This is a genomic window from Streptomyces bohaiensis (assembly GCF_012033785.1).
GTDB lineage: Bacteria > Actinomycetota > Actinomycetes > Streptomycetales > Streptomycetaceae > Streptomyces > Streptomyces bohaiensis.
Genome location: NZ_JAAVJC010000374.1, coordinates 1 through 3,571 on the forward strand (window position 1 = coordinate 1; position 3,571 = coordinate 3,571).

Sequence of the window (3,571 nt, forward strand, 5' to 3'; positions counted from 1 at the left end):
GTGGGTGCGCACGGCGCACCCACCGGCGCTCGGGGCGAAGCGGAGGGCGCGAGAGCGCGCGCGATCCTGTTCGCCGCACGTCGGCGTCGACGGTCGGCGGCACGGCCCGCCACCACGGTCCCCCCGCCCACGCCACGCCCGGGGTCACCAGGTGGCGCGCACCTGCCGGATCACCCTGCGGCGCAGCCGCACCCGCCTGCTGCCGTCCGGAAACAGCCGCAGTCTGTCCAGTTCCCAGTGGCCGTACTCGGCGTGCTCGGTCAGCAGGCGCGTCGCGGCGGCGCGGGAGACCCCGCGCGGCACGAACACATCACGAAACTCGTATTCCGGCATCGAATCCATTGTGCGGGCAGGCCCCGGTTGCCGATACCGTCTGGTGCATGTCTGATGCTGCGCAGCCCAGCGCTGCCGAGGTCCGAGCCGCCGCCGAAGCCCTGAAGGAGGCGCTGGACCGTCACCTGGACGCCGTGGAGCGGCGCGCCGCAGGCGGTGGCGGTGCCGCTGCGGACGCCGAGGTGTTCAACGCGTTCAACGAGCTGGCCGCGGCCGGCGAGGTGTACGACGAGATGCTGTACGAGGTCCACGACGAGGTGACCCCGTTCGAGGTCCCGGCCACCGACGGCCGGGCCGAGTACGACGGGCCGGACGAGCCCGAGACGCTCAGCGTCTACATCCGGCGCGACTACACGGTGAGCGAACCGCGGCGGCTGCTCGCGCAGGCGGAACGCGTCGCCGACCTCGACCCGGAGTCGGTGGACGAGGACGACGCCGTCGGCGTCGGGGCGGGGCAGAGTCTGCACGCCGCGATCGGGGTGCTGTTCGGCGAGTTCGAGCCGGACGAGATCGCCACGCGCCACGCCGAGTTCGGCCTGGAGGAGGGCGACGCCACCACCTGGGTCGCCGCCGGGGACGACCCGACCGAGCCGGGGGAGTGGCTGCCGGCGCCGTTCGAGAACGTCGACCCGGAACGGGTGATCTGCCGTTTCGACATCAGCGAGGCGTTCGACGAGGAGGACCTCGACGGGTTGTGACGGCCCGGGCGGGCCACCGGGGGCACCCGTGGCCCGCCCGGGACACAACGGCCTCGACGCGCTCCGGCCCGCCGCGCCACCCCGCGCGACGGGCCGGAGCCGCCCGGCTCAGTCCAGGCAGAACTCGTTGCCCTCCGGGTCCGTCATCACGATGAACCCGGCGCTCATCGGAGGCTCCGGCTCGTCCCGGCGGACCCGGACCGCGCCGAGGGCGACCAGACGTGCGCACTCCGCCTCCAGCGCCGCCATCCGTTCCGCGCCCCGCAGCCCCGGAGCGGCACGGACATCGAGATGCACGCGGTTCTTGGTGGTCTTTCCTTCGGGCACGCGCTGGAAGAAGAGTCGCGGTCCCCGGCCGGCCGGGTCCTCGATGGCCGACCGGGCGTTGCGCTCGCCCTCCGGCACCCCGATCCCGGCGAGGAACGCGTCCCACGCGGCCAGCGGGTCGGCGCCCTCGGGGAGCGGGTCCCCGGGGGGCGGGGGGTGGACGTACCCGAGCACGTCACGCCAGAAGGTGGACAGCGCCCGGGGGTCCGCGGCGTCGAAGGTCACCTGGATCTCACTGCTCATCGTCCTGCTCCTCTCATCGCCCTGCTCTGTCCACTGCTCTGCACCCCGCCTCCCCGTCTCGCCACCCCGGCGCCGTGACGAGCGCTCCGGCGCTGCGGCCGTTGGGAAAGCGGGCGGACTCACCCCTCCTCGGCGGCGGGGTCCGCCGCACCCTGCCGCAGCAGCTCGGCCAGCCGGGTGGCCCGCGGCCGGGGCTCGGCCGCGACCGCGGCCGCCAACGCCTGCCCCGCGCCCTGCACCACGGAGAGGTGGCGCCGCGCCCTGCTGAAGGCGGTGTGCACCCAGGCCCGGTCGAGGAGGGCACCGGCGTCACCGGGCACCACCACGACCACCGCCGGCCAGGACCGCCCCGCCGCCTGGTGGACGGTGAGCACCCAGCCGTGCCGCAGCGACACCTCGTCCGCCGGGACGGTGACCCGTCCGGCCAGGGTCTCGCAGACGAGGCTCCGTGTCGCGGAGTCCGCCTCCACCACCGTGCCGGAGACGGTGCGCCCCACCCCCGCGGACCAGACGGCGCGGTCCCCGGGGTCGAAGCCCCCGAACCGACCGGGGCCCGGGTTCACGCGCGCCTTCACCGCGGCGTTGAGAGCGCGGGTGCCGCAGGGGCCGCCGTGCGCGGTGGTGAGCACCACCGCGTCAGCCGGACCGGCACCGAACGCCCGCGGGATCGACTCGGTGAGCAGCTGCACCGTGCGGTGCACCGCCTCGCCCGGGTCCTGCGCGGGCACCACCACCACCTCGTTGCCGGGTGCGTCGACCCGGGCGAGTTCGCCGGAGGCGACCAGCGAGACCAGCTCGCCGACCGGACCCTCGTCCGGGGTCCGGGAGGCGACGCGGGGGCAGATCCGTGCCGCGAGGAGGTCGGCGAGGAGCCGCCCCGGCCCGGCGGGACCGAGCAGCCCCGGCTCACCGCTCAACACCAGCCGCGAGCCGTCGGGCATCGCCTCGACCAGGGCGGCCGCCGTCTCGGTGTCCAGCTGCTCGGCGTCGAGGACGGCGAGCAGCTCCACCGCCAGCGCGCCGTCGTCGTCGCGGCCGACCGCTTCGGGGCCGGTCAGCAGCCCGGCGAGAGTACGCGGCGCCACCTCTCCGGTGTCCTGCCCGGGGTCGGGGGCGTGGGCGAGCAGCTCCGCCCGCAGCCCCGCCTCCCGCGCCGCCCGCACCAGGTCGGCCACCTCGCCGCGGGCCGCGCGGCCGCCGGTGTGGACCACGACGCCGTGGTCGACCGCCGCGTCGGCGAGCTCGCGGACGGAGCGCGGGAGATCGGCGCGTGCCAGCCGCCCCCAGCCGGCGGCGGGGTCCGCCTCTCCGACCGGGCCGTCGCCCTCCCCGTCCGCAGCGGGTGCGGGCGGGTCTCCGGCGGGGCCGTCCCCCGCTGTGTCGGCGGCCGGGACGCAGGTGGCGCGCAGCCGCAGCAAGCCGTCCGCGAGCCCCTCCTCGGCCACGGCACACCGGTCGAGCCCGAAGAGGGTCCGGGAGGGGACCTCACCCGCCTCGTCCGGTTCGGCGCCCGGGAGGGGCTCCTGGAAGGCCAGCACCGCGCCCGCCTCGACGGCGTCCTCCAGCGCGGCCGCGGCGTCCGCCACGGCGTGTGCCGCGAGGTCGCGCCGGAGTTCCTCGGCGGTGCGCACGGTGTGGCCCCGGCGGGCGGCGCCCTCCAGCAGCCACACCGCCAGGGCGCGGGTGCGCCGCTCGTCGTCCGGGCCGCAGGCGTCGCCCAGCAGCGACCGGGCGAAGTCGTCGGCCTGTGCCGGGCGGACGCCGGGGGCCGCCAACAGCGCCCACGGGTCCGCGCGCAGGGCCTCCGCCGCCCGGGAGCCCAGCGCGCCGGTGACCGGGCCCGCCAGCGAGCCGGGGGCGCCGCTCTCGGCGAGCAGCGCGGCGAGGCCCTCGGCGGGCGAGGAGGGGGCGGCGGAGCCCGACGGAACGGCGGCCGAGGCGGGCGCGGGGCGCGCCGCGGTGCCGGGGGC

General features: G+C 77.3%; 4 protein-coding genes. 1 reads left to right on the plus strand and 3 read right to left on the minus strand.

Annotation, left to right across the window (positions count from 1 at the left end; all coding sequences use genetic code 11):
- Window positions 1-144: 144 nt before the first annotated feature.
- Window positions 145-333 carry a DUF5703 family protein gene (locus tag HCN52_RS22775; protein ID WP_167971357.1) on the minus strand — a complete coding sequence of 63 codons (189 nt, stop codon included), beginning with the start codon at window positions 331-333 and terminating at the stop codon, window positions 145-147.
- A gap of 47 nt (window positions 334-380) precedes the next feature.
- Here HCN52_RS22775 and HCN52_RS22780 point away from each other — a divergent pair, with 47 nt between their 5' ends.
- Entirely contained in the window at window positions 381-1,031 is a 651-nt protein-coding gene (locus HCN52_RS22780) for a hypothetical protein (protein ID WP_168090320.1), read from the plus strand.
- Between the two features lie 108 nt (window positions 1,032-1,139).
- Here HCN52_RS22780 and HCN52_RS22785 read toward each other — a convergent pair whose 3' ends face one another.
- Together HCN52_RS22785 and HCN52_RS22790 are read right to left on the minus strand one after the other, a co-directional pair.
- Window positions 1,140-1,601, minus strand: coding sequence for a VOC family protein (locus HCN52_RS22785; protein WP_168090321.1), 462 nt, complete (start codon window positions 1,599-1,601; stop codon window positions 1,140-1,142).
- Window positions 1,602-1,720: 119 nt separating this feature from the next.
- On the minus strand, window positions 1,721-3,571 hold a 1,851-nt coding region (locus tag HCN52_RS22790; RefSeq protein ID WP_168090322.1), incomplete at its 5' end, for an ATP-binding domain-containing protein.

Coding starts and splice junctions, on each gene's coding strand:
- HCN52_RS22775 (WP_167971357.1), bottom strand. CDS start 333: ATGCCGGAATACGAGTTTCGTGATGTGTTCGTGCCGCGCGGGGTCTCC.
- HCN52_RS22780 (WP_168090320.1), top strand. CDS start 381: ATGTCTGATGCTGCGCAGCCCAGCGCTGCCGAGGTCCGAGCCGCCGCC.
- HCN52_RS22785 (WP_168090321.1), bottom strand. CDS start 1,601: ATGAGCAGTGAGATCCAGGTGACCTTCGACGCCGCGGACCCCCGGGCG.